A 26,083-nucleotide genomic window follows, 5' to 3' on the forward strand; every position below is an offset into this window, starting at 1 on the left:
AATTGGCTCTTTTTTTGTGTTGACGGTTTGCTCAGCGTTGTTGATTACAACAATAGCAACCCGGCATTTTCCTGATTTGCTTAATGACCATCAAAATTACAAACGGTATACAAAGGCATGCCGCTAGCCTGAATCAGTTTTGATCCGCCCAGTTCTGGCAAATCGACAATCACCGCACCTTCGACGACTTCTGCGCCTAGACGTTCCAATAGTTTTTTACCCGCCATCATAGTGCCGCCAGTGGCGATCAGATCGTCAATCAGCACGACGCGGTCACCAGGTTTGCAGGCGTCAGAGTGCAGTTCTACCGTGGCACTGCCATATTCCAATTCATATTGCTCGGATACCGTGTGGAAGGGCAGTTTGCCTTTTTTGCGGATGGGCACAAAACCCAGATTGAGTTCATAAGCCAGCACCGATCCGATGATAAAACCACGGGCATCCAGACCAGCGACGACATCGAGTTTTTCATCCATATAGCGATGTACAAACATGTCGATCAGCACCCTGAATACTTTGGGATTTTGTAGCAAAGGGGTGATGTCACGAAACATAACGCCTTGCTGTGGCCAGTTTTCCACAGTGCGGATATGTTCTTTAATATAGTCGGATGGATTGAACATCACAGCTTGCCTTCTTAAATGGGTTGAATGATGCAAATTGCCGAAGTAGCAATTGATAGAGCAAACATAAAAATGCCCGCTATTTTAACAGCCGTTGCTCTGCTCTAGCGACAGCTTCTGCCGTACCGCGTACCACGATGACATCACCTGCCAGCAAAATGATGCCCCTATTTTTCCCTTGATCTTGTTCTAGTCGCGTCTTGCCACGGCGCACCGTTGTGACATCTACATCCAGATTCTCCAGATCTAATTTATCTAAGGTGTTACCGACGGCATTGGCGTGCTCACCCAGAACAATCGTGTGCAAACGAATTTGCATGTTTTCTGGTCCGTCAGCAGCGTCACTGGCACCGTGGAAATAACCGCGCAAAGATTCATAACGTTCTTCACGCGCAGCCTGCACCCGATGTACTACACGGCGCAGCGGCACACCAAGCTGTACCAGGGCATGCGAGGCGAGCATCAGGCTGCCTTCCATCAGTTCTGGCACGACCTCGGTTGCACCGGCCTCGCGTAATTTATTGATGTCGCTATCGTCATGACTACGCACAATCACTGGCAGGCTGGGATTGAGTTCTTGCACCAGATGCAAGATTTTTAATGCGGATTGAGTATCTTTGTAGGTAATCACCAACGAGGCGGCGCGTTTGATGCCGGCGGCGATCAGACTTTCGCGCCGAGCTGCGTCGCCATACGATACATTGGCACCGGCAGTCTGAGCTTCGCGGATGCGATCTGGGTCCAGATCGAGTGCGTAGTAGTCAATATTTTCCTCGGTCAACACGCGTGCCAGACTTTGCCCACTACGACCAAAACCAGCCACGATGACATGCCGCTTGGTGCTCATGGTGCGGGCAGCGATTTGGGTCAGTGCCAGCGATTGCATCATCCATTCGTTAGCGGACAACTTCATCACGATGGCGTCAGATTTGGCCAGAATAAAAGGCGATGCCAGCATCGACAACACCATTGACGCCAGTATTAATTGCAATAACAGCGGATCAAGCAGTTGCAAACCGCCAGCCTGATTTAATAAGACAAAGCCAAATTCCCCCGCTTGTGCCAATCCCAAACCGGTACGCAACGCGACGCTGCCTGTGCTGCCAAATAGTTTGGCAAGACCGGTAATCAGTAAAAATTTGAGCAATACCGGTCCCAGCAGCAAGATCAACACGAGTAAGGGATGCTCAAACACCAGGCGTAAATTCAATAGCATGCCGATGGTGATAAAAAATAAACCTAGCAAGACATCGCGGAAGGATTTGATGTCTTCTTCCACCTGATGCTTGTATTCAGTCTCTGAGATCAGCATGCCAGCGACAAAGGCACCCAGCGCCATGGATAAACCCGCGTGCTCAGTCAGCCATGCTGCACCTAGCGTGATCAACAACAGATTAAGCATGAAGAGTTCTTGCGAGCGGCGTTTGACAACGATGCTAAACCAGCCGCGTACTAATTTTTGTCCAACAAATAACAGCAGAAACAAGACCAGAGCGGCTTTCCCGCTGGCCCATGCGAGAGCTTCAATCAAATTGCTGGAATGCGATGCCAGCGCCGGTACCAGGATCAGTAAAGGGACAAATGCCAGATCCTGAAACAATAAAATGCTGATAATTTGTCGGCCGTGCGGGCTTTCCAGCTCCAGTTTTTCGGTCAGCATTTTAGAAACGATGGCAGTAGACGACATGGCCAGTGCACCGCCTAGCGCGAAGGCAGCTTCCCAACTGATATTAAAATGTTGGGGCAGCCAGTAAGATGCGGCTAAACCAATCCCCATGCTGCTGACAATAGTGACCAGCACTTGTGCCAGACCCAGCCCGAACACAGTTCTGCGCATCGACATCAGTTTTGATCGCGAAAACTCCAGCCCAATAGAAAACATTAAAAACACGACGCCAAATTCGGCCAGCTCATGCGTGGCCGCACTATCTTCTGCCAGCCCCAGACCAAATGGGCCGATCAAGATACCGACCACTAGATAACCCAGCATCGGAGGCAATTGCAGCATACGGAAAGCGACGACACCCAGAACGGAGGCGGCGAGTAAGAGGAGGGTGGTGTCAAGTGCGGTCATGCGACCATTATTGCTTAATCTTTTTTTAAATCAAAACGATAAATCAAAACGATCAATTCTTATTTATTCAGGATTTACGTAAAAACCGAAAGTTACTTGCTGCCATTCACATGGATCAGATGGCCTAACATAAAACATCAAGACCTCTCACCACAGAGACACAGAGGCACAGAGAAAATCAGGAGAACAGCGAAATCCTGCCTTTGTTTGTTCTTCCTCTGTGCCTCTATCGTAAGGGGTTTTGTTTTTTGCATAAGTCCTATTATTAATACTCATTAAGTATGTGCCTAGTGGCGGTGATCGCAAATATAAAAATTTGTCGGTTTCTTTTGCTGTTATCACTATCCTTTATCTTCATAATAAAAATTTATTTAAATATTCAAAAAGCAAGTATTGGCTAGATATAGGTAACATATGGTAACTGGCAGAGTTTTTGCTTAGTCAAATTCGTTTATACTCTGGGGATGAGCACTTTTAACCTTATTCCATCACAAACCCCGCCAGCGGCTCCTTCTGGCGATGCCTTTGCGCGTCGTGCGCTGCGCCTAGCGTGTGAAACTTTGCAAATAGAAGCAGACGCCATTAAGGTTCTGCAATCTCGGCTTTCTGACGATTACGCGGCATTCGCCCAGGCTACCGATCTGCTGTTGCATTGCCAGGGACGGGTCGTCGCTTCTGGGATTGGCAAGTCTGGCCATATCGCCCGCAAGATTGCCGCAACTTTCGCCTCGACCGGAACGCCTGCTTTGTTCGTTCATGCGGCAGAAGCTGCGCATGGCGACTTGGGCATGGTAACGCCGCAAGATGTGTTTATCGGCATCTCTTATTCAGGTGAAGCGTCGGAATTGATGGCGATTGCGCCTATCATTAAACGTTTAGGCGTCAAATTGATTACCCTTACTGGTAATCCAACGTCTGGTCTGGCCAAACTGGCAGATGTACATTTAAATGTACATGTCGATAAAGAAGCTTGCCCGCTTAACCTTGCACCTACGGCTAGTACAACAGTCACACTGGCGCTGGGCGATGCACTTGCCGTTGCGGTGCTGGACGCACGTGGTTTCCGTGAAGAAGATTTCGCCCGGTCCCATCCCGGTGGCGCGCTTGGTCGACGCTTGCTGACGCATGTACGTGATGTGATGCGCAGCGGCGATGATATTCCTCAAGTGACGCCTGACACTAAATTGACCGTTGCGTTGATGGAAATCACCAAAAAAGGCATGGCGATGACGGCCGTAGTTGACCTTGAGCAGCGCGTCGTTGGCGTCTTTACCGATGGTGATTTACGTCGCTTGATGGAGAGTGTTCAGGATTTTACTAAAATTGTGATTGCCGAAGTCATGCACAAAAATCCGCGTAGTATTCGCGCAGAGCAACTGGCGGTAGAGGCGGTGGAGATTATGGAAACACACAGAATCAATCAGTTGCTGGTGACAGATGGACAAGGCAAGTTGGTTGGTGCTTTACATATTCACGATCTGACTCGTGCTAAGGTGATTTGATGACGGCAACGATAACGACAACGACAGCGAAGAGCTTGAAAGTAAATAGAGTTGCCAAGGCAGCCCAAGTCCAATTAATGATTTTTGATGTGGACGGTATTTTGACTGACGGCAGCCTGCATTTTGGCCCTGAGGGCGAAATGATGAAAAGCTTTAATGTGCTGGATGGTCAAGGTATAAGACTGCTGCAACAAGCTGGTATTCAGACCGCGATTATCAGCGCACGTCAGTCGCCGATTGTGGGGCGCCGTGCTTCCGATTTGGGGATTGTTCATTTGCGCCAGGGCATACATGACAAACGATCTGCTTTTGAAGAGTTGTGTATGGAACTGAATATCGCAAGAGAGTATTGCGGTTTTATTGGCGATGATGTAATCGATTTACCCGTGTTAACGCGAGTTGGTTTTGCCGTCAGCGTGCCGAATGGACATGCCGAAGTACGTTCCCGCGTTGATTATGTGACGCGGGCTACTGGCGGTAACGGCGCAGTCCGCGAAGTCTGTGATTTTATATTGCAGGCTCAAGGTAAATACGACCAGGCTTTAGTGCCTTTTTTAATATGAAAACCTTTATTTCTTTAGACCGGTTCCGGATTTGGCTATCCATTGTGATTCTTGGTATTGTCGTACTGTGTAGTTTTTGGGTTTTAGAAGTCATGCGCAAACATGATGTACAAAATACCTCAAATCTTCAAACCAGAATTGAGCCTGATTATTATGTTGAAAATTTCAATTTTATTCGGCTGCCAAACAAGGGGAAAATGAACTATCGTATTTCGGGTGATCGCTTAATTCATCGTCCGCGTTATGATAATTTTGAAATATCACAGCCGCGTATTAATAGCTTCGACGAAAATAAAACTCCTTTATTTATGCAAGCTGACAAAGCGGTAATCGAACAAAAAAATGCGCAGACAGCCGTCAAAATAGCACCGCGAGATAGTGATGAAATTCACTTATTTGGGCACGCCAAGGTAACCAGACCCGAGAGCCCAACGACAAAATACATGGAGTTGCAGTCCGACTATTTATTACTTTTACCTGATCTGAATATTATGAAAACTGACAAGGCAGTGAGTCTTTTTTCACAAAATACGGAAACGCATGCGATCGGAATGTTCGCCAATAATGAAACTCAGGAAGTAAATCTGCTAAGTAAAGTTCAAATTCAGATCCAGCCTAAAAAACAGTAGATCAGTTGCCAAATTCAAGTAACAGTATGAGGATATATTCATGACATTTTTTAAACATCAACGTAAATACAAACATCAAGCATCGATATCATTTGCATTGATAATTGCAAGTCTGTCGTTGACTCATTCCCCTGCGTTTGCTGAGAAAGCAGATAGCCAAAAGATGACAGCAATCACCTCAGACCGATCTGATCGTAACGGTAAAACGAATGTAACTACGTTGACCGGTGATGTGATCATTATCCGTGGGACATTAATAGTAAAAGCGGCTCGTGCCGTAATGACTGAGACGGCAACCAGTACTAGTTATGTGCTTTTTTCAGCACCGGGAGTGCAGGTGTTTTTCCGCCAAAAAAGAGATGGCGGCGCTGATTTATGGGTCGAGGGCGTTGCTGACAGGGTTGAGTATGATGACAAAACCGAGATTACGAAATTTATTTCTAAAGCCGATGTGAAATATCTCGACGGGACTGTAGTCACTCAAGAACAAAAGGGTGAATATTTGTCTTACGACAGCCTGAACGATCTTTTTGTCGCTGAGAATAATAGTTCCGGTACAACGGTGCCTGGCTCTGGCCGGACTACCTTGTTCATCGCGCCAAAATCTGACAAAAAAGTCAAATAACAAGATGAGTACATTGTCGATTAAAGGTTTACAAAAACGTTATGGCGCACGCCAGGTGGTAAGCGATGTGTCATTGGATGTGAAGAGCGGTGAAGTCGTTGGTTTGCTGGGTCCTAACGGCGCAGGTAAGACGACATCGTTTTATATGATTGTTGGTTTGGTCACCTCGGATGGCGGTGAAATTAATATTGATGGCGTAGATATTTCACGCCTGCCGATACATAAAAGAGCCAAGTTGGGTTTGTCCTATTTGCCGCAAGAAGCCTCAGTGTTTCGTAAGTTATCGGTAGAGGACAATATCCGCGCCGTACTTGAATTGCAAAAAAATCCAGAAGGTAAATTTCTGACTAAGGCTGCCATTGAGCAACAATTAGACACCTTACTTGCTGAATTGCAGATTGAGGGTATTCGAGAGAATCAGGCTCTGTCATTGTCCGGCGGTGAGCGTCGCAGGGTAGAGATTGCCCGGGCGCTGGCAACTAGTCCTCGTTTTGTCTTACTGGATGAGCCTTTTGCGGGCGTTGATCCAATCGCCGTGATTGAAATTCAGCGTATTGTGGGCTTCCTGAAAGATAGAGGGATAGGGGTACTGATTACCGATCACAATGTGCGCGAAACCTTGGGTATTTGTGATCACGCTTACATCATCAATCAAGGTGCAGTGCTTGCCGCAGGTAAGCCCGACGACATCATCAATAATGAGTCCGTCCGCAGAGTTTATTTGGGAGAGCATTTCCGCATGTAGCGGGAAGCCATATGATGATGAAGCAAAGCCTGCAACTGCGCACGTCACAGCATTTGGCGTTAACGCCGCAATTGCAGCAATCTATCCGTTTGCTGCAATTGTCCACGCTGGAGCTACATCAAGAGTTAGAAAATCTACTTTCCGACAATCCCATGTTGGAGCGGGTAGATGATCCTATGGATAATGCAGTGCGCTTGCTTGCCGACGGCGCCATCAGTGCGACTACGAATAATTCTGAAACTGAATTCGCCGCGCCAGAAAAGAATGGCGATGCTGCTACAGCAAGTGCCAGTTCTGAAAATGCCGACCTTAGCGAAGTCGCTGCCTCTGCCGATAGTACCAGCGCGAATGAAGAAGAGTGGAGCTTTGATGATGTTCCTCAAGGCAGCAAATCGTCAGAAGAAGATGACGGACGTCCGCAATTAGAGGCAGCGCAAACCAGCCTCAGAGATCATTTGCTGGAGCAGATGCGGCTGAACATCCGTGAGCCGCGAGATCGGGCTCTGATTGAGCTGATGATTGATGCCTTGGATACCAATGGCTATTTGATGGAAACACTGGAAGAAATTCATGCCAGCTTGCCGTTGGAGTTATGTGTTGAGCCAGAAGAATTATCCTTTGCGCTGAACATGTTGCAGAACTTTGACCCTAGCGGTGTCGGTGCCAGAAATGTATCCGAATGTCTGGCCTTGCAGATTAAACGTTTCCCTAAAATTCCTTTTGTGACGCGTCGGCTGGCGCAAAAAATTGTTGAGAACCACATCACTTTATTCGCTCAAAGAGATTTTAATAAGTTGAAGAAAATTCTCAATTGTGATGACGAGGATTTACGCGAAGCGCAAGTGGTTATTCGTCAATGTAATCCCAAACCGGGTGCTGAATTTGCCGCGGCCGCTTCGGATTATGTCGTGCCGGATGTGATCGTCAGAAAGACAGTGAACGGCTGGCAAGTATTACTCAACCAAGATGTGATGCCAAAGCTACGTGTTAATAGTATGTATGCCAGCATCATGAAGCAAAATCGTGGTGACGGTACGCTAGGTTCCCAATTGCAAGAGGCGCGCTGGCTAATCAAAAATATGCGGCAACGCTTTGATACGATTTTACGGGTTTCACAAGCGATAGTTGAAAGACAACGTAATTTTTTCACGCACGGTGCCGTTGCAATGCGACCACTTGTGTTGCGCGAAATTGCTGATACACTGGGTTTACACGAGAGCACTATTTCTCGTGTAACGACGCAAAAATACATGCTGACCCCGCATGGTATGTTTGAGTTGAAATATTTCTTCGGTAGCCATGTCGCGACGGAAGCAGGGGGGGAAGCATCATCCACCGCGATACGTGCACTCATCAAGCAGTTGATAGGAGCAGAAGACCAGAAAATCCCACTCTCTGACAGCAAGATTGCAGACATGCTGGGAGAACAAGGCATGGTAATTGCGCGACGTACAGTCGCCAAATATCGCGAAGCTTTGAAAATCCCGCCAGTAAGCCTGCGCAAATCTTTGTAACTTGTTCTTGAAATATCCTCGTATGTTGCTATATATAATTTAGCTCAATAAATAATTTAAATATTAGTCTGCCAATTCATCGTCTGATTAAATTTACATTAATTGAGTTAAGATAAAATGTTTGTAACAAGTAAGATTACCAAGGAGCGTAGTATGAATCTCACCATCAGTGGACATCACCTCGAAGTAACTCCTGCAATTCGTGAACATGTGCAAAATAAGCTTGAACGTATCAGGCGGCATTTCGATCAAGTAATTGATATCGCCGTCATCCTGACCGTGGATAAGCTCAAAGAAAAGGAAAAACGCCATAAAGCAGACATTAATCTGCACATCAGTGGCAAAGATATTCATGTTGAAAGCCTGGCACAAGATCTCTACGCCGCCATCGACACTCTCATCGACAAACTAGACCGACAAGTCATTAAACATAAAGACAAAATCCAAAATCATCAACATGACGCGATCAAACACATACCCGATCCGACGCCAGTGTAAGCAGATGACTTAGTCGCTTTTTCGATTAGAAAATAGCAAAAAAGGACGCAATTCGGCGTCCTTTTTTTGTTTGCGTAACACTTGATTTGGTTTCGAAGATTATGTGCTGATATAAATATACTCCCCTATTATTTTTATAAATATGGCTTATTGTCCAGTAATTACCTGGACAACTAAAATATACTTGGGGAGAGTATTTATATTGAATAACTGGAGAAATAAGCGATACTCGTAGCTATTCATTTCTTTAAGCCGCACAGATTAGTTTGTACCCGTTTAAATTTCTACGCATTTAAATTTGACCTTAATACCCCAAAGTTTTTCCGTCAGGATTGCGCGGATCTGAATAACCATCAAATCCCTGATTGCTCATTTGTATAGTTTGTGTGCGACCCATAGTCGGTGACAATTTCAGATGCTGACCTTTTTGCTCCAGTATGTTTAAGGTATCGATGCTGATCCCTTTTTCTACGCGCAATTGATCTGGCATCCATTGATGATGAATACGAGGCGCAATGCTGGCTTCGGCAACATTCATATCATGGTCAATCACATTCATAATAATTTGCAAACTGGTGGTGATAATCCGGCTGCCACCTGGGCTGCCTGTGGTCAAAAATGGTTGTCCGTCTTTTAAAATAATTGTCGGTGACATTGAGCTGAGCGGGCGCTTGTATGCCGCAATCGCATTGGCATCGCCACCAAGTAATCCAAACGCGTTGGGAGCACCCGCTTTTACGGAGAAATCATCCATTTCATTATTTAAGGTAATGCCGGTGCCGCTAGCAACGATGCCGCTACCAAAATTCAGATTCAACGTGTAGGTGGTTGCGACGACATTACCATACTGATCTGCTGTAGCAAAATGGGTAGTTTGATCACTTTCGTAAGGCGCTAGTTTACCGGGCTTGATTTGATCGGACGGCGTTGCATGTTCTGGATTAATTTTCTTTGATAACTCATCAGCATAGGCGCGCGATGTCAGTGCTTTAATAGGTACTTTGACAAAATCCGGGTCGCCCAAATATTCAGAACGATCGGCATAAGCGAGCTTCATGGTCTCCGCCATCAGGTGTAAGTTTTGTGCACTGTTACTGCCTTGTTCTTTAATCGGAAAGTGTTCAAGAATATGCAACATTTGTACGATGTGTACGCCGCCTGAGCTGGGTGGCGGCATGGACACGATTTCATAGCCGCGATAATTACCTTTGACGGGTTCGCGCTCGACGACCTTATAATTTTTCAGATCTTCTGCACTGATAATGCCTTCATGCTGCGCCATTTCTGCAACAATTTTCTTTGCGATGGCCCCTTGATAAAAAGCACTTGCGCCTTCTTTTGCAATTAACTTGAGGGATGCAGCCAGATCTTTTTGGATTAATTTTTCACCAGCGACCAAAGGTTTGCCATTTTTAAAAAAGATCGCTTTGCTTGATTCCCACGCACCCAAATGATCATATTCTGCGTCGAGGATGCTGGCTAAATGTGGACTTACCTCAAAGCCTTGTTCTGCCAGTTGTATCGCAGGTGCAATGACATCTGATAATCTCATGGTGCCGTATTTACTTAGCGCCTGCGTCAATCCGGCGACAGTTCCAGGTACGCCAATCGCCAAATGCGAGTAGAGTGATTTGCCTGGAATGACTTTGCCTGCTTTATCCAGATACATGTCGCGGCTTGCTTTGATGGGTGCCATTTCGCGGAAATCCAGTGCGATGTCTCTACCCGATTTGGCATCATGGATTAGCATAAAACCTCCACCACCAATATTGCCTGCATTTGGCAACACCACCGCCAGCGCAAAGCCAACCGCCACCGCAGCATCGACCGCATTCCCGCCACGCTTTAGCATATCTAGGCCAACTTGCGTTGCTAAGCCTTGTTCGCTCGCCACCATCCCATGCTGCGCATGGATTGGACTGACGATGTCATAACCAATATCGTATTTGACGACGGGATTAATACGAGTGGTTTTAGTTACGAATTGCGCTTGTACGGTAGTAATGCTTGATACCAGCGTCAGCACGATTAATCCCAAACGTGATGCGCGCAACAAGCTTGTTGAATTTGATAGAAGTGGGCAAGGCATTGGGAAAAGTAGCGGAGCGCGCATGGATTGTCCTTGGGGCGTTTCAATATAATCGATTTTAACTTGATCGTTCTTATTCAGGCAGACAGGATTATTTTTATTAGTTGAGCTTCTTGCAAAATACCCAAACCAGTAAAGTCGAGCATGGGTGTGGCCACTGTTGCGATTGGTTTTCTTGTTTGAAGCGGCACATGTGACATGAATTTGTGCCGGATTATCGTTTTATGGCGTGTCAATCCCTATGTGACCATCACTGCCCCTATGAACGTTGGGAAACGTTGTTTTTTTCGACTCTTTAAAAGCAAAGCTGTTACGTAAATAAACGCATCAACTGATCTGCGGTCAATACCAATAAACCAAACATCAAATGCGACATCACTTTTTCGCTACCACGCACCCGTACTGTCGTGCCACCAAATTCGTCTTTCAGCCTGCCATTGGTACGTTCAGCTTGCGTGCGTTCTTTATAACGCTGTTGTTCATGCGGGGCGAACGGTTTCTTCTCCCCGCCGCGTGCGTTGTGATCAATTAATGGCACGTGGCCAAGACTTTTGCTGTGTGCCCTTAACTCTTCACTGCAATACGCTGCATCCATCAAATCGTACAAATTCGTTACTCGTGCGGCCGTCATCGTTGCTAACGGCACCGCCGTTTGACTATCGTGCACCGAGGCGCTGGTCAATAGCGCACTGATGGCAACGCCGCAGTCAGCGGTGTCGATATGCAGCTTGTAGCCGTTCCAACTCACTTTATAACCTTGCGCATTGCATTTAGTGCCGCGGTCACACTCTTTGGGTAAAGCATTGACGATGCTCGGTAAAGTTTGCGTCAACTGCCAGCCTATCTTGGTCACTTTCTCTTCCTTTGGCGGCCTTATCTCGCCTTTCTTTGGCCGTCCACGGCGCTGCTTTTGGGCCTTTTCTACGGAAACAACTTTCATGTGTTTCTTCGGCTTCTCGCGCGCCGCAATCGCCGTGCCGTCACGGCTGATGTGTCCAATGAGGCTGTCGCCTAAATAACTCTTGATCAGCGCTTCGTGCACTTTCTCCGCTAATTTGGCTTGGGCAAATTCGCCAAAGGCGCGCGAAAAAGTGGCTTCATTCGGAACTTCTTTCCACATCTCAAAGCCGCACAGCCGTTTTAAACTGCGATCCATCGTCAATCGTTCTATTAAGGCCGCTGTTGTATTGAGCCCCAACACAGCTTTGGCGATGAAGGCGCTGGCCAATGCACCACGGTCATGCGGTTTGCGTCCTATCCCTTGCCATTGGTCCGACACAAATTCTTCGATGCGCACCCAGTCTAGTACATGAATCAATTTTTCCAGCTTCGGCGTCAGTGACCCGCATTGCTGTTTTATCTCCGGTAGCAAATCGTGTTGCAGTAAATTCCAGCGTTGCATTATCAGCAGGCGTTGTGTAGGATTCATAGCGGAGCGCAGATGGTTGTTTAGTCACTTTCATCTTGCCAGAAATGGCCGCTCCTTTCTCATCTATTTTGCGCTTCTCGCAATAAAATTACTCTCCGGTGTTTCGTTTTGCAAGAACCTCAGTTTAGAGAAATACTATTTCATTCAATAAAAAAGCCGCCCGAAGGCGGCTTTTTGGGACAGGCAGAATTGAATTACTTCGCTGCTGCTTCGCCTTCTTCTGCTGTAGCGCCAGCAGGTACAACAGCGATAGCGACAGTCGCGTCATCACCGTGAACAATTGCTGTAACGCCTTTTGGCAATACCAAGCTAGAAACGTGGATAGATTGACCGGCTTCCAACTTGGACAGATCAACTTCAACGAATTCTGGCAAGTCTGCTGGCAAGCAAGAGATATCCAGTTCAACAGCAACGTGGCTGATGACTGCAGCAGACAACTTAACTGCTGGAGATACGTCAGCATTGATGAAATGCAGTGGTACTTTTACGTGGATTTTCTTGTTTGCATCAACGCGTTGGAAGTCAACGTGCAATACTAATTGTTTGTATGCGTGGACTTGGAAGTCGCGCAACAATACTTTTTCTGCTTTGCCATCAACTTCCAGATCCAAAATGGATGAGTGGAAGGCTTCTTTTTTCAATGCATGGTACAAAGCATTGTGGTCCAGAGTGACGCTGACAGGTGCTTCTGTACCGCCGTAGATAATACCTGGTGTTTGGCCAGCAATACGCAGGCGGCGGCTCGCTCCGGTCCCCTGCTCTTTGCGTGCAAATGCGATTACTTTCATGGTGCTACTCCAAAAAATGCAAGATTGAACTTGCGGTTTTGCGTCCCCGCGACCAGGGACACAGAAAAAACGAGCTTGTTTTAAAACAAGCTCGCAGAAAATTGTGCTTAATCCGTGAACAGAGAAATAACGGATTCGCCTTTAGTAATACGGCGGAAAGTCTCAGCCAGCAAACTGTCGCAAGACAATTGGCGGATTTTGCTACATGCTCTGGCCGCATCTGACAAAGGAATGGTATCGGTGACAACCAGCTCATCCAACGGTGAGTTGGAGATACGGTCAATTGCCGGACCAGACAATACTGGATGTGTACAGTAAGCCAATACTTTTTTCGCGCCACGTTCTTTCAGAACTTCTGCCGCTTTGGTCAGTGTCCCGGCAGTATCGACCATGTCATCCATAATCACGCAGTTACGTCCTTCGACTTCACCGATGATGTTCATGACTTCTGATACGTTGGCTTTTGGACGACGTTTGTCAATGATCGCTAAATCGCAACCCAGACGTTTTGCCAGCGCGCGGGCACGTACCACGCCACCAACGTCGGGTGAAACGACTAATAAGTCTTCATAGTTCTTGGCAACTAGATCACCCAGCAAAATCGGTGATGCATAAATATTATCAACTGGAATATCAAAGAAACCTTGGATTTGATCTGCATGCAAATCCATAATCAGCACGCGATCAACGCCAGCTTTTTCTAGCATGTTGGCAACAACCTTCGCTGAGATCGCTACGCGTGCAGAGCGCGGACGGCGGTCTTGGCGGGCATAACCAAAGTAGGGAATCGCCGCAGTAATGCGGCCAGCAGATGCGCGCTTCAGAGCGTCGACCATCAAGATGATTTCCATCAGATTGTCATTCGTCGGTGCGCAGGTTGATTGCAAAACGAAAACATCTTTACCTCGGACGTTTTCATTAATTTCGACCATCACTTCACCGTCGGAAAATTTAGAAACGTCTGCTTTACCGAGAGGAATGCCCAATTGTTTGACAACACCTTCAGCCAACGCAGGGTTAGCATTTCCGGTGAAAACCATCATGTTGTCATTTGCGCGCGCGTTTGCCATGGCGGGACCTATCGGCTAGATTGAGGGTCAAGCGTAGTTGCTAATTCAGAATTAAACTTTTAGCAAAAACACTGCTGATACAATTGAAAAAAGCCGCCGCACATTGTATGCGGCGGCTTTATATTTAATGGCAGGGGATGGAGGACTCGAACCTCCGAATGCCGGAATCAAAATCCGGTGCCTTAACCAACTTGGCGAATCCCCTACACAACCGTTTATCTGGTGTCAAATTCTGAGCCGCTATTTTAGCGGGATTTCAACATCAGACCAAATTTTTTTACGTCTGCAGCAAATAAGCCATCGGGTGTTGACTTATTGCTTTGGCTTTCCATGATTGCCAGTGATGCGGTACTTGTTTTAGCGCCTGATCGGCGTTTGCCTCATCAGAAAATGCACAAAAAACACAAGCACCAGATCCGGTCATCTTCGCGTTGCCGTAAGCGCTAAGCCACTGAATGGCTGCTGCAACTTGCGGGAACAGCGTACAAGCAACTGTTTGCAGATCGTTTTTCCAAATCATTTCTGATAGGCTGGAAAAGTCCGTTATTTTGATTGGTTTCGTATCCCTTGTCAACTCTTTGGCGGAAAAAATTGCTGGTGTCGGTACTTGGACGCCGGGTTCTATCACCACAAACCATTGCTCTGGTGTGTGGATAGCTTGTAGTTGTTCGCCTATGCCTTCGGCAAAGGCATTTTGGCCGAACAGGAAAAACGGAACATCGGCGCCCAATTGCAAGCCCAGCGCCATTAGTTCATGCCGCGTTAGCCTACATTCCCATAAATGATTTAGTGCGATCAGCGTGGTTGCTGCATCGGATGAGCCGCCACCAAGTCCGCCACCCATGGGAAGTTTTTTCGTCAGCGTCAGATTTGCGCCATAAGTGCTGCGGCTATGATGTTGTAGCAGGCGCGCTGCGCGCACGATTAAATCGGTATCTGCAGGAACCCCAGCAATCTCGTTGGTACGATGAACCAGGCCGTCGTCGCGGACTTCAAAGTCCAGCGTATCGCAGTAGTCAATCAACTGGAACGCAGTTTGTAGTAGGTGGTAGCCATCTGCGCGGCGACCAGTGATGTGCAAGAACAGATTAAGTTTTGCCGGTGCCAGGCAATTGCTGAGGCGTCGGGGTTTCATTATGCTTGTTTCTATTGCTGTTTTTACCTTTTTAACATTCATCGCTGCGCTCATTGCAAGGTCCATTGTTCTATCGCAATGCGGATCGCAATTTCTCCGGCTTGCACAGAGTTGCGTTGTAAGTTGATACGCTTGGGGTAGAGGGGCGTGCTATCCAGATTCCATGTGACGTAGCGCAGATGCCATCCATCGGCATCGAGCAAGATATTGTCATCCGTTTTTAGTGCGATCCGTTTGCCTTGTGTGTCGAGGCTAAAACCTTGCAACCAGTCGCGTAAGCCGCTGACTGGTAGTGCCCAACCCAAACTATCATTGAGCAAACTATCCAGGTCGCTGGCATAACGAGTTGCTTTGCCAACTTGTTGCAGACTTGCACCCGTTGGAGTTTGTTGAATCGTTGCAATCACCTGGCCTAGCGGTGACAGCAAAGTGATATTGGTACTGGTCGCAGTCTGTTGCCATTCAAAGCTGCCGGGTAAGGTTTGCTCCTTGTCATTTTGCTGATACTGCACCGATATCCTGCCATTGATTTGCAGGTTTTCTTGATATTGACGGTCTGGCGACGCGTTGGTCTGACGTGGTGTGCTAGCGCAGCCGGATAAAGTCAGGCTTAAAAACAAGCTGAATAAAATCAATAAAAAAGGGGAGTATCTGATTGATAGTGCTGATTGTCCAGACTTTATTTGGGTCATATAAGTAAATTATAGTGTACTCACTGGGAGTATATTGTTTGGCGAGATGCGCTGAACTACATTTAAAGTTCGCGCATTCATACATTTAAGCCTGCTGAAGTAAGGCTTTACTTTAAAGCTTTACTTTAAAGCTTCACAGACAGGCGTTGCAATGTTGATTTGAGAGCTTCGTTATCGGCATCTTTTGTTTTAGCTTCGTGCCAGAACTTGCGGGCTTCGTCTTTTAAGCCTTTCGCCCAGAGCACTTCGCCCAAATGTGCGGCAATTTCAGCGTCAGGGCGCAATTTGTAGGCGCGACGTAAGGCTTCTTCTGCTTCATCTAATCTTGTGAGACGGAATTTTACCCAGCCCAGGCTATCCAGAATGAAGGCGTCATCAGGCGCAAGCTGTGACGCTTTTTCGATGAGCGTCAAGGCTTCATCCAGGCGAATATTGCGGTCTGCCAACGAGTAACCCAATGCGTTGTAGGCATTCTGGTTGTTCGGCGCCAAAACCATCACACGTTTGAGGGCGACTTCCATTTCTTCCGTTTTTTGCTGGGATTCAGCTAACATGGCGTAGTCGTACAATAAATCTGTGTTGTCAGGAAAACGTTTTAGCGCGTCCTTTAACACAGTAGTCGCCTCTGCTGGCATGCGGGCATCCCGCAACAATTGCGCGTCTACTTGCGCCAATTGTGCTTCCTCGACCTCATTGCCAGCTTTGTAATCGCGCAAAAACTGGCGTGCCTCGCTTAGTTTGCCTTGCTTCGCTATCAATTGCGCGCGTCTTATCTGGGTGCCAAAATAGGCACTGTTTTTGCCGTCGTAAGAATCTACTTTGGCTAACCATGTTTCTGCGGCTACGTAGTCTTGACGGTCTATTGCGATTTGTGCCAGATTGATTAAAGCCGGGGTTGGATCCCGTTCCTCGCTTGGGTTGGTTTTCAGTTCGTTGAGGTAGCGTGTCAGATAACGTTCCGCCATTTGATTATGACCAGGTTTTTTGCTATCCATGGCGAGCATGCCTAAGGTGTATAGCACGGTCACATCATTCGGTTTATCTCTCAGCAACTCCTCAAATTCCAGGGTGGCTTTGTCTAACTGGTGTAAGTCAATCAACATGCTGGCATGCGCAAGACGCACATCTCTGGCTTGCGGATTTTTTTCTAGAAAGGTGGCCATCGCCTTGATTGCATCAGTTTGTTTAGACGCTTGCGCGATGGTCAGGATGGCGAGTTGTGAGTCTGGCTTTGCCTGCAAAACCAGTTCTGCCTCAGCGACTGCAAGCTTGTTGTCACCATGGGCATATGCACCTTGCGCCAGCGCCAGATGGGCTTCTGGCCTATCTTTGTAAGGCGCGAGAATTTCTTCCAGTGTATCGAAAGCGGCATTTTTATCTCTTGCACGGAGGAGCAAGCGCTGCGCTTGCAGCATTAATACGGCATATTGTTTAGGATCGGCAGTGCGCAGTTTTTCCGTGAAAACGTTTTGGATTTCAGCCAGATTATTATTCATCACCATAAAGCCGAGGTAATACTGAGTTGCCTCGCTAGAGTTCGGAGATAATTCCCGCCAGAGCCGGATCGCGGTCAATGACTCGCCAGGTTGTTTTACGGTGAGCGCAATCTCAGTTGCGCGTCGTGCCAGACGTGGGTCGCGGGTTTGCTGCGCGACGCTGAGTATGGTGACGTAAGCAGCTTGCCAGTTGCCCCGCTGGAAGGCGATTTCAGCGGTCAAAATTTTATACAGCAATTCATCGGTTAAGGCGATTGTGGGCAAGTTCTCCTGAATTGCAGGCATAGAATTGCCATCGTCGGTATTTTCTGCCGCCAAGGCGGCTTGCGCCGCAGCACTTGCTCCAGCGGCCTGATGCGCGTCGTCCGTGGCAGTATTTAAGGGAGAAAAACCAGAACATGCAGAAAGCAAACTCGCCATCACAATGCCGGCAGTCACTATGCGCAGAGCCGTTACAATACGAGACTTCATTAAGTTCGCTGAATTAGTCAAATCAGTTAAATTCGCCGCAGTTGAAAAAAACGCTGGAGCAGTAAGTGAGGTAAGTGAGTCAGCAGATTTGACGTTGTCAGATTCAGCCACAGATGCAAAAATAGTTTTCAAAGCATTATCCAAGATTGACTGATGATGCTTGATTTTACGCTCAAGCCGTTATTGCGTGGTGAAGCTTCTCGTGTCAAATTGTAATGGCGCGGACTCTTTGGGGCAGGATTGCTTACTTAACCATCTCGATTCCATTGCGCACCATCGCACTGCATTGCAATTTAAAGTGCACTCCTAAATCATCAAAACACGCAAACAATTATCTATGCCAGAACTCCCAGAAGTAGAAGTCACCCGACACGGTGTCGCACCCCATTTAGAAGGGCAGCAAGTAACGCAAGTGCTAATGCGACGTGCGGGTTTGCGCTGGCCTTTTCCGGTAAATTTACCGGCGCTGCTGCAAGGCCAAACTATTCTGGCCGCTGGCCGTCGGGGTAAATATCTGCTGCTGCATTTCAAGCACGGCACTTTATTGATTCACTTAGGAATGTCAGGGCATTTACGGGTAATTCCCGCGCAAACACCGCCGCAAAAGCATGATCACATCGACATTGTGGTTGGCGCGCAAGCCTTGCGCATGAATGATCCCCGACGTTTTGGCGCGGTACTTTGGCATGATGCAGCCGATGGCGATTTTAACCAGCATCTGTTGCTGCGGGCTTTGGGCGCAGAGCCGCTAGAAGAGCAGTTCAGCGCAGAGTTGCTTTACCGGCAGACGCGCCAGCGCCCCGCGGCGATTAAACAAGTGTTGCTGGCAGGCGATATTGTGGTCGGCGTAGGTAATATTTATGCATCTGAAAGCCTGTTTCGCGCCAGAATTAACCCTAAGACGGCAGCCAACCGCATTAGTCTCAAACGATATCGGTTACTCGCTGAGGAAATTCGGCTCACTTTGGCCGCTGCGATTGCGCAAGGTGGCAGTAGTTTGCGGGATTTCATTGGTGTTGATGGTCAAACAGGCTATTTTCAGCAGACATATTTCGTATATGATCGTGCTGGAGACGCATGTCGGGTGTGTAAGTCGCCAATACGACAGATTAAGCAGGGTCAACGCAGTACTTTTTACTGCACAAATTGTCAAAAATAGGCCAAAGTGCTAGATTCTAGGCAACCATAATAATTATTTGAGGGCAACATGAGCAATCTGGTTCAAAAATTCCAGGAATACAGTGACTGGCGCAAAGGTGTCGTGAGTGCGTTAGAGCAGTATCGCGCATGGATACATGGATCGGATATGGCCGATGCCGCCAGTGATCAGCGCATCTCGCGGTTGCTGGAAAGATTGGTCGATGACAAACTAACCATCGCTTTTGTTGCAGAATTTTCACGCGGCAAATCAGAATTAATTAACGCGATTTTTTTCGCGGATTACGGACAGCGCATTTTGCCATCGTCCGCCGGGCGTACTACGATGTGTCCAACTGAGTTGTTGTATGACGAGACTATTCCACCATGCATCCGCCTGTTGCCTATAGAAACCCGCAAAGAAGCACAATCCACTAGCGACTACAAAGGCCAGCACCATGTCTGGACAGTATTGCCGCTGAATATCAGCTCTGGGGATGGCATGCTAGAGGCTTTTAAACAAGTGAGCCTGACCAAACGGGTATCGATAGAAGAAGCCAAATCCTACGGTTTGTTTGATGAAGACGATCCTGATGCTGCTTTAGAAATTGATGAAAATGGCCTGGTCGAGATTTCACAATGGCGTCATGCGATTGTGAATTTCCCGCACCCATTGCTCAAAGAAGGTTTGATCATTGTCGATACTCCAGGCCTAAACGCAATCGGTACCGAGCCTGAGCTGACACTGAATTTAATCCCCAACGCGCATGCCGTATTGTTTATTCTGGCTGCCGATACCGGCGTTACTAAAAGCGATATTGACGTCTGGCGCAATCATATTGGCGGCGGTCCTGGCCGTATGGTCGTGCTCAATAAGATTGATAGCATGTGGGATGAGCTGCGCACTGCAGACGAGATAGAAGCACAAATCAAACATCAGATCAGTACTGTTGCACATAATTTATCGCTGGATGAAAAACAAATTTTCCCGGTGTCAGCGCAAAAAGGCCTGGTCGCTAAAATCAACAAAGATGCGCCGTTGTTAGCTAAGAGCCGTCTGCCTACCTTGGAATATGCACTATCGAAAGAACTGATCCCCTCTAAGCAAGACATCATCCGTGCCCAGATGACGACGGATATCAATGAAATCACCGGTGCGCAGCAAGCGATTATTTCTGCCCGTACTCGCAGCGTGGTAGAGCAAATGATGGAGCTGAAAAGTTTGCGCGGCAAGAACATCAACGTGATTGAACACATGATGCGCCGGATCGATGCAGAGAAAAAAGAATTCGATGCCAGCCTGATCAAGATGCAAGGAACACGTGCCGTATTCACCCGCTTATCGACCGAGGTATACACCAGCTTGGGTATGGATATTTTGCGTGAAGAAATTCGTAAATCCAGAGAAGCCATGCAGAAGAGTAAATTTTCTACTGGCCTGAAAGATGCCGTCAAACAGTTCTTTAGTAACATTAAATTTAACCTGCAGGCGTCGAATAAAAAGACGGATGAGATTTCTGAAATGATGACCATCATGTACAGAAAGTTTTCGACTGAGCATGGTCTTGCCTTGTCCGCGCCGATGTCATTCTCTTTAGACAAATACATTCAGGAAGTCGCTTCAGTCGAGGCTGTATTCCAGAAGCAATTTAGTACTATGACCTTGCTGACGACGTCACAGGTTGCGCTGATGCAGAAATTTTTTGATTCTATTGCAGCGCGCGTGAAGCAAAGTTTTTTACAGGCGAACCGGGATGTAGAGGCGTGGCAAAAAGTCGTCATGGCACCGCTAGAGGCGCAAATCCGCGAGCACAAAGGTCAGCTCAAAAATCGTATGCAGTCGATACAGCGCATTCATGTAGCGACCGATAGTCTGGAAGAAAAAATTAGTTCTTTTGAAGCGATGCAAGCCGAGATGGACGCTAAAAAGAAAGCCTTGAGCGCCTTAGAATTGAATTTGAAAAATGCGCTTTTAGCAGAATTGAGCGCACTCAAGGTTGCTTAATATCGCTGATTGATGGTGAGCGCGTTAAAACATTCTTAGGACTTACGCAAATACGGAAAGCTACTTGCGACCATTCATAGGGAATCAAATGGCTGGAGTTGAAACATCGAGACCTCTCACCACAGAGGCACAGAGCCACAGAGAAAACCAAGAGAACAGCGAAAACTTGCATTTCTCTTCCTCGGTTGTTCCTCTGTGCCTCTGTGGTGAGGGGTTTTGGTTTTTGCGTAAATCCTATTACTAACTTAACACGAGCTTTAATCATGTTTGGTACTCAAGATCTCGCGTTATTTATTGTCTCTGGCCTGTTGCTTAATCTTGTCCCCGGCCCCGATTCTTTGCTGATCATGACGCGCAGTGCCAGCCAGGGCTGGCGTGCTGGTTCTGCTGCGGCTTTAGGAATTGGCACCGGTACTTTTGTGCATATTTTTGCCGCAGCAATGGGTTTGTCGGCAGTACTGGCAAGCTCTGCTGCGGCTTTTATGATCGTCAAGTTAATCGGCGCAGCGTATTTGTTGTACGTCGGAGTTGGGCTTCTGCTGGCAAAAAGCGTAACTGCCAGCGAACTTGATACCCCTGTAACAAAGTCACCCGACTTGGGTTACAAGACAATATTCCAGCAAGGTTTTTTGACCAACGTGCTGAACCCAAAAGTAGCGGTATTTTTTCTAGCTTTTGTACCGCAATTTATCGCAGCATCGGCATCGAATAAAGCGCTGGCGTTTATTGTGCTGGGCTGTATTTTTAATTTCAACGGCATGCTGTGGTGTCACTTTTTAGCAGTCTCGACTGCACTAGCCAGCCAGCGTGTGCGCGTGAATAAGACGGTCTCAGCCTGGCTCAATCGCCTAATTGGCGCGATGTTCGTCTCTTTTGGAATCAAGCTTGCATTGAGTAGCAAATAAGTAGCAGTCAATCATCAACTGCCAAATCCCATGATATAGATCTGTTTTTGAATATACTCTTAGTGAGTATATTTAATCGTCCAGAGGTTATCTGGACGATAGGTCATATTTATGAAAAATGCGGGGGAGTATGCTCAATAAGTCCTTGTTTGACCTTGAGTTAGCCTAGCGATCTTGATTGCGGGGACTCAAGATTGCAGGCCCTAAAGTGTAAGAAAAACTCAACTGCAATTTCAACCGCAATTTCAAGCTCTGTTTCAACATCAATCGCAAGCCGATCAATGATTCTCCAGCAAACTCTTTAATTGATCCGAGCGGGAAGGGTGGCGTAATTTTTTCATCGCCTTGGCTTCGATCTGGCGTATGCGCTCACGCGTGACTTCAAATTGTTTGCCGACCTCTTCCAAAGTGTAATCCGTTGCCATCTCCAGACCAAAGCGCATCCGCAAGACCTTGGCCTCGCGCGGGCTGAGTGAGTCTAATACTTCTTTGAGTTTTTCTTGTACCGAGGCTTGCATGGCGGCGGCCATGGGTGACAGCGTATTGTTATCCTGAATAAAGTCGCCTAATTGTGAGTCGCCATCGTCACCGATCGGTGTATCCATGGATACCGGTTCTTTGGCGATCTTCATGATTTCGCGCACTTTGCTTTCGGACATTTCCATCTTCTCGGCAATGATTGCCGGGTCAGGTTCCAGGCCATTTTCTTGCATCAACTGACGCTTGATGCGATTCATTTTATTGATGGTTTCTATCATGTGAACAGGTACGCGGATCGTGCGCGCCTGATCCGCAATCGCTCTGGAAATCGCCTGACGTATCCACCAGGTTGCATAGGTAGAGAACTTATAGCCGCGACGATATTCAAACTTATCGACCGCTTTGAGTAAGCCGATATTGCCTTCCTGGATCAGATCAAGGAATTGCAAACCACGGTTAACATATTTCTTGGCGATAGAAATAACCAGACGCAAATTCGCCTCTGTCATCGCACGCTTGGCATCGGCTGCGCGCTTCTCACCTGCGATCATTTGCTTATTAATTTTGCGCAGATCGCTTAGAGACAATGCGACTTTTTCTTCCAGCGTGATAAGTTTTTGTTGCAGCTCATTGGCGGCATGGACATGACGATGGATTAGCAGGCTATATGGCTGCCCTGCGTCCATTTCATCCTCTAACCATTTGGTATTGGTCTCGTTGCCGAGGAAACTGGCAATAAAGTGCTGGCGCGGCATGCCACATTTGTTGACTAATAAATCCTGAATTTTTTTCTCGATCTGACGCAGTTCCAACATCTGTTTGCGTAAGGTGTCGCATAGTTTTTCTATCGTCTTGACTGAAAAACGGATGCCTAATAATTCTTGCGCGATGCTTTGTTGTGCTTTGACATAGACCGCGTCATTGGTATTCTTGGCGCTACGCATTTTCTCAAACTGAGCAGCGATCACGGCAAGTTTTAACAAGACGGTATTTTTAAGTTGCAGCAATTGCTCTTCGCTCACCGCGTCATTGCTGACGGCATCCTCTTCGTCTTCATCCTCCTGATCATCTTGCTCGTCACTGCTGACGTTGCTGACAATGGCAGCCTGAATCAGATCTTCATTCGCGTTGGGGTCCATCAAGCCGTCAACAATGTCGTCGATCTTAGTTTCATCCTTGGCGATTTTTTCTGCGATGGCTAGCAGTTCTGCAATCGTGCTTGGGCAGGCAGAAATGGCTTGCAGCATATCTTTCAAGCCATCTTCAATGCGCTTGGCGATTTCTATTTCGCCGCTGCGCGTTAGCAATTCAACGCCACCCATTTCACGCATGTACATACGCACAGGGTCGGTGGTGCGACCAAAATCGGCATCGACGGTTGACAGGGCTGCGGCTGCGGTGGCTTCTGCCTCATCATCGCTGACGGCATTGTTGACGCTGTCTGTCAGCAGCAATAAGGTCGCATCGGGTGCGCGGTCGTACACTGCCACACCCATGTCGTTGAGTGTACTGATGATGCTCTGAACCATTTCTGGATCAGACACATCTTCTGGCAAATGGTCATTGATTTCGGCATGCGTGAGGTAGCCGCGATCTTTGCCGATATTGATGAGCTTGGTGAGTTTTTTACGATAATGCTCTAACTGTTCTGCTGATCTTGCCGCGTTGGCGCTACCTGAGTTGCCGGTGCCGGCTTTTCTGGCTTTTGCTCTGGCGACGGATTTTAGTTCAGCAGATTCAACCGCGTTTAAGGCGCGGATTTCTTCATTCTCGAATTGAAATTCGCTAGGCTTACGACCACGTTTAGCGGCTTCTTTGACGCTTGGAAAAGTGTAGCTTGAGGTATCTATGCTCTCTAACGCGGACAGTTTGGATGCTGCTGAGGCTGCTGATATTGTCGATGCCGCTGATACTGTTGGCGACACAGATGCCGCCGGTGTTACTGACATTGCCGAGGTCGGCGATATGATGGTGACTGGTGCGACGGCTAATTTTTCTCGCTTCGCATCGGGTCTTCCATCGGACATCGACTGCAAGACCGGTTTTGGCGGCGTTGCTACTTTTGCCGGGCTAGCTTGGGTCCACACACGCGGCGCACGTTTTTCACTGATACTGACATTGCTCGCGCCCTGTTTTGTTGTCGATCCTGCTATCGCATTGGAATTGGCAGCGTCTGGCTTAATTTCAACACTGGTTTGATCGCTAAGATTTTCTGTATTTTGTCCGCTCGATACAGATGCTTCTGCAGTCTTATCCAGTGTTTTTTTCAATAAGCGTGAGCCCGATTTCTTGATTACGACGACAGGTGGTTTGTTGTCTGAAGTCGTGCTGGCTGCGTAGTAATCTGCAAACGGCTCGTCAATGACCGTTACTGCTTTCGCCATCGCTTCTGCTGGTTCTGCCAGCAATGGCGTGGCTGGCGTGGTCTGCGGCAAACTGCTCGCTACTGCAGGCTCAAACATGGCAAGCGCATCGCTGATCTCGGCGATGACTTCTGGTGCAGGGACGATAAGTTTAGCCGACATCCCCATGTTGGCTGGTAACGGCGCATCTTCCGCAGTCGTTGGCTCGGTAACGATGGTGATGTTTGCATCGGTGTCAGCACTAGCGGCTTTCTCAGTCGCGGCACTATGTTCTGCTTCTGCAATTACTTCCGGTAATACTTGTGGCAAAGCTGGCGCTAATTTCGAGCGGCGTTTGGTAATCACAGTCACCGGTGCCGTGATAATGGTTGGTGTGGCATCGCTAAGAATTTGTTCGTGTACCGCAGTTTGTACCGCAATCATCTTGGTCTGCACTTGCGCCGAACCCGGATGTTGCATGGCTGACGCGTCTTTGGCAGGACGGCTTTTAATCCCTAGCGTGAGAGTGGATGCGCTTTTTTGAAGAGTGATACGAGTGGAGTCAGTTGAATTATTTTTCATTGAGCAAAATCTAGTACAGCAACAAATTCTTATTAATCTGCTAAGTCCACGATATTAAAGATGAAAAAAGCCCGCTGATGAAAGCGGGCTTTTTTATTCATCCGAGGACTTGGAGAATCGAAGCGCGGATTATCCTCGGCTTCATCTTTCTTTGCAAGCAGAGATGCGGATTTTTCGACTAAATTTGCCTTTATTTTCAGCATCTGCCATCGCAGGCAGTAATCGGCTGAAATTGACTCGAGCATTGCCTCAACTTGATATGGTTTCTACACCAGTTTGATACGGGGGAGGGTAATTGCTCGAGTCTTCCGACTGCTGATTGGATTAGCCCAACTTGTCTGGCCAGTCTTATGCTGACGATTAGTTTTTTTTAATTATTTTATGTTGAGGGTTTTAATATACTCCCCTTAAAAATTAATATAAATACCGTATTGTCCAATTAATATATGGACGATTAATAAATACATATAGGGAGTATGTTTAATATGTCTGCACGAGCTATGTTTAAAAAGCCGCCGAGGCAGTAGCTTAACCGCGATAAGTAAATTGCACTAGAAAAGTGTATCCGTCATCAACTCAAACCCCAATAGAAAGTCTCGGTTGGAAATCGTTTTTACATTTGACAGAAAGTTTCCAAAAAAAGCTTTTATACTCATCGCAGATTATTTTTAGAACCAGTTCAATGAAAC

General features: G+C 47.3%; 21 protein-coding genes and 1 tRNA gene. 10 read left to right on the top strand and 12 right to left on the bottom strand.

Annotated elements, in window-relative coordinates; translation table 11 throughout:
* Window positions 1-80 precede the first annotated feature (80 nt).
* Together RGU72_RS18625 and RGU72_RS18630 are read right to left on the bottom strand one after the other, a co-directional pair.
* A complete protein-coding gene (locus tag RGU72_RS18625) occupies window positions 81-623 on the bottom strand; it encodes an adenine phosphoribosyltransferase (RefSeq protein ID WP_322121168.1) in 543 nt (180 codons plus the stop codon).
* Between the two features lie 79 nt (window positions 624-702).
* Entirely contained in the window at window positions 703-2,697 is a 1,995-nt protein-coding gene (locus tag RGU72_RS18630; RefSeq protein ID WP_322121169.1) for a cation:proton antiporter, read from the bottom strand.
* Window positions 2,698-3,161: 464 nt separating this feature from the next.
* Here RGU72_RS18630 and RGU72_RS18635 point away from each other — a divergent pair, with 464 nt between their 5' ends.
* The 7 genes from RGU72_RS18635 to hpf all read left to right on the top strand — a co-directional run bounded on the left by RGU72_RS18635 (window position 3,162) and on the right by hpf (window position 8,773).
* Entirely contained in the window at window positions 3,162-4,199 is a 1,038-nt protein-coding gene (locus RGU72_RS18635; RefSeq protein ID WP_322121170.1) for a KpsF/GutQ family sugar-phosphate isomerase, read from the top strand.
* The gene (locus RGU72_RS18640) at window positions 4,199-4,762 is read left to right on the top strand and encodes an HAD family hydrolase (protein WP_322121171.1); all 564 of its coding nucleotides are present in this window, start codon (window positions 4,199-4,201) and stop codon (window positions 4,760-4,762) included. Before RGU72_RS18635 ends, RGU72_RS18640 begins: the two co-directional genes overlap by 1 nt.
* Window positions 4,759-5,391 carry an LPS export ABC transporter periplasmic protein LptC gene (gene lptC / locus RGU72_RS18645; protein WP_322121172.1) on the top strand — a complete coding sequence of 211 codons (633 nt, stop codon included), beginning with the start codon at window positions 4,759-4,761 and terminating at the stop codon, window positions 5,389-5,391. The genes RGU72_RS18640 and lptC overlap by 4 nt, the downstream gene beginning before the upstream one ends.
* Window positions 5,392-5,431: 40 nt before the next feature.
* Window positions 5,432-6,016 carry a lipopolysaccharide transport periplasmic protein LptA gene (gene lptA, locus RGU72_RS18650; protein ID WP_322121173.1) on the top strand — a complete coding sequence of 195 codons (585 nt, stop codon included), beginning with the start codon at window positions 5,432-5,434 and terminating at the stop codon, window positions 6,014-6,016.
* Between the two features lie 4 nt (window positions 6,017-6,020).
* A complete protein-coding gene (lptB, locus tag RGU72_RS18655) occupies window positions 6,021-6,761 on the top strand; it encodes an LPS export ABC transporter ATP-binding protein (RefSeq protein ID WP_322121174.1) in 741 nt (246 codons plus the stop codon).
* A gap of 17 nt (window positions 6,762-6,778) precedes the next feature.
* Complete coding sequence (locus RGU72_RS18660) at window positions 6,779-8,275, top strand: RNA polymerase factor sigma-54 (RefSeq protein WP_322121685.1); 1,497 nt, start codon at window positions 6,779-6,781, stop codon at window positions 8,273-8,275.
* A gap of 153 nt (window positions 8,276-8,428) precedes the next feature.
* Window positions 8,429-8,773 (top strand): ribosome hibernation-promoting factor, HPF/YfiA family, encoded by a 345-nt coding sequence (gene hpf, locus RGU72_RS18665; protein ID WP_322121175.1) that lies wholly within the window; start codon window positions 8,429-8,431, stop codon window positions 8,771-8,773.
* A 304-nt stretch (window positions 8,774-9,077) separates the two neighbouring features.
* Here hpf and ggt read toward each other — a convergent pair whose 3' ends face one another.
* From ggt to RGU72_RS18705, 8 genes are all read right to left on the bottom strand, one after another.
* The gene (ggt, locus tag RGU72_RS18670) at window positions 9,078-10,886 is read right to left on the bottom strand and encodes a gamma-glutamyltransferase (protein ID WP_322121176.1); all 1,809 of its coding nucleotides are present in this window, start codon (window positions 10,884-10,886) and stop codon (window positions 9,078-9,080) included.
* A gap of 286 nt (window positions 10,887-11,172) precedes the next feature.
* Complete coding sequence (locus RGU72_RS18675; protein WP_322117783.1) at window positions 11,173-12,291, bottom strand: transposase; 1,119 nt, start codon at window positions 12,289-12,291, stop codon at window positions 11,173-11,175.
* A 194-nt stretch (window positions 12,292-12,485) separates the two neighbouring features.
* A complete protein-coding gene (locus RGU72_RS18680; RefSeq protein WP_322121177.1) occupies window positions 12,486-13,079 on the bottom strand; it encodes a 50S ribosomal protein L25/general stress protein Ctc in 594 nt (197 codons plus the stop codon).
* A 107-nt stretch (window positions 13,080-13,186) separates the two neighbouring features.
* Window positions 13,187-14,149 (bottom strand): ribose-phosphate pyrophosphokinase, encoded by a 963-nt coding sequence (locus tag RGU72_RS18685; protein WP_322121178.1) that lies wholly within the window; start codon window positions 14,147-14,149, stop codon window positions 13,187-13,189.
* Between the two features lie 128 nt (window positions 14,150-14,277).
* Window positions 14,278-14,354: transfer RNA gene (locus RGU72_RS18690), tRNA-Gln, on the bottom strand.
* A 72-nt stretch (window positions 14,355-14,426) separates the two neighbouring features.
* Window positions 14,427-15,284, bottom strand: a complete 858-nt coding sequence (ispE, locus tag RGU72_RS18695; RefSeq protein ID WP_322121179.1) for a 4-(cytidine 5'-diphospho)-2-C-methyl-D-erythritol kinase — start codon at window positions 15,282-15,284, stop codon at window positions 14,427-14,429.
* Window positions 15,285-15,334: 50 nt separating this feature from the next.
* Window positions 15,335-15,976 carry a lipoprotein insertase outer membrane protein LolB gene (gene lolB, locus RGU72_RS18700; RefSeq protein ID WP_322121180.1) on the bottom strand — a complete coding sequence of 214 codons (642 nt, stop codon included), beginning with the start codon at window positions 15,974-15,976 and terminating at the stop codon, window positions 15,335-15,337.
* A gap of 125 nt (window positions 15,977-16,101) precedes the next feature.
* Window positions 16,102-18,075, bottom strand: a complete 1,974-nt coding sequence (locus tag RGU72_RS18705; protein ID WP_322121181.1) for a tetratricopeptide repeat protein — start codon at window positions 18,073-18,075, stop codon at window positions 16,102-16,104.
* Window positions 18,076-18,280: 205 nt separating this feature from the next.
* Here RGU72_RS18705 and mutM point away from each other — a divergent pair, with 205 nt between their 5' ends.
* From mutM to RGU72_RS18720, 3 genes are all read left to right on the top strand, one after another.
* Complete coding sequence (gene mutM / locus RGU72_RS18710) at window positions 18,281-19,102, top strand: bifunctional DNA-formamidopyrimidine glycosylase/DNA-(apurinic or apyrimidinic site) lyase (protein ID WP_322121182.1); 822 nt, start codon at window positions 18,281-18,283, stop codon at window positions 19,100-19,102.
* A gap of 48 nt (window positions 19,103-19,150) precedes the next feature.
* Window positions 19,151-21,085 carry a dynamin family protein gene (locus tag RGU72_RS18715; protein WP_322121183.1) on the top strand — a complete coding sequence of 645 codons (1,935 nt, stop codon included), beginning with the start codon at window positions 19,151-19,153 and terminating at the stop codon, window positions 21,083-21,085.
* A gap of 263 nt (window positions 21,086-21,348) precedes the next feature.
* Entirely contained in the window at window positions 21,349-21,990 is a 642-nt protein-coding gene (locus RGU72_RS18720; RefSeq protein WP_322121184.1) for a LysE family translocator, read from the top strand.
* Window positions 21,991-22,268: 278 nt separating this feature from the next.
* On the opposite strand, the gene rpoD is transcribed toward RGU72_RS18720, so the two are convergent.
* Window positions 22,269-24,419 (bottom strand): RNA polymerase sigma factor RpoD, encoded by a 2,151-nt coding sequence (gene rpoD / locus RGU72_RS18725; RefSeq protein ID WP_322121686.1) that lies wholly within the window; start codon window positions 24,417-24,419, stop codon window positions 22,269-22,271.
* 1,007 nt (window positions 24,420-25,426) lie between these two features.
* Window positions 25,427-25,639 (bottom strand): hypothetical protein, encoded by a 213-nt coding sequence (locus tag RGU72_RS18730; protein WP_322121185.1) that lies wholly within the window; start codon window positions 25,637-25,639, stop codon window positions 25,427-25,429.
* Window positions 25,640-26,083 lie beyond the last annotated feature (444 nt).

The organism is Undibacterium sp. 5I1 (assembly GCF_034314085.1).
In the GTDB taxonomy this organism is placed as follows: Bacteria; Pseudomonadota; Gammaproteobacteria; order Burkholderiales; family Burkholderiaceae_D; genus Undibacterium.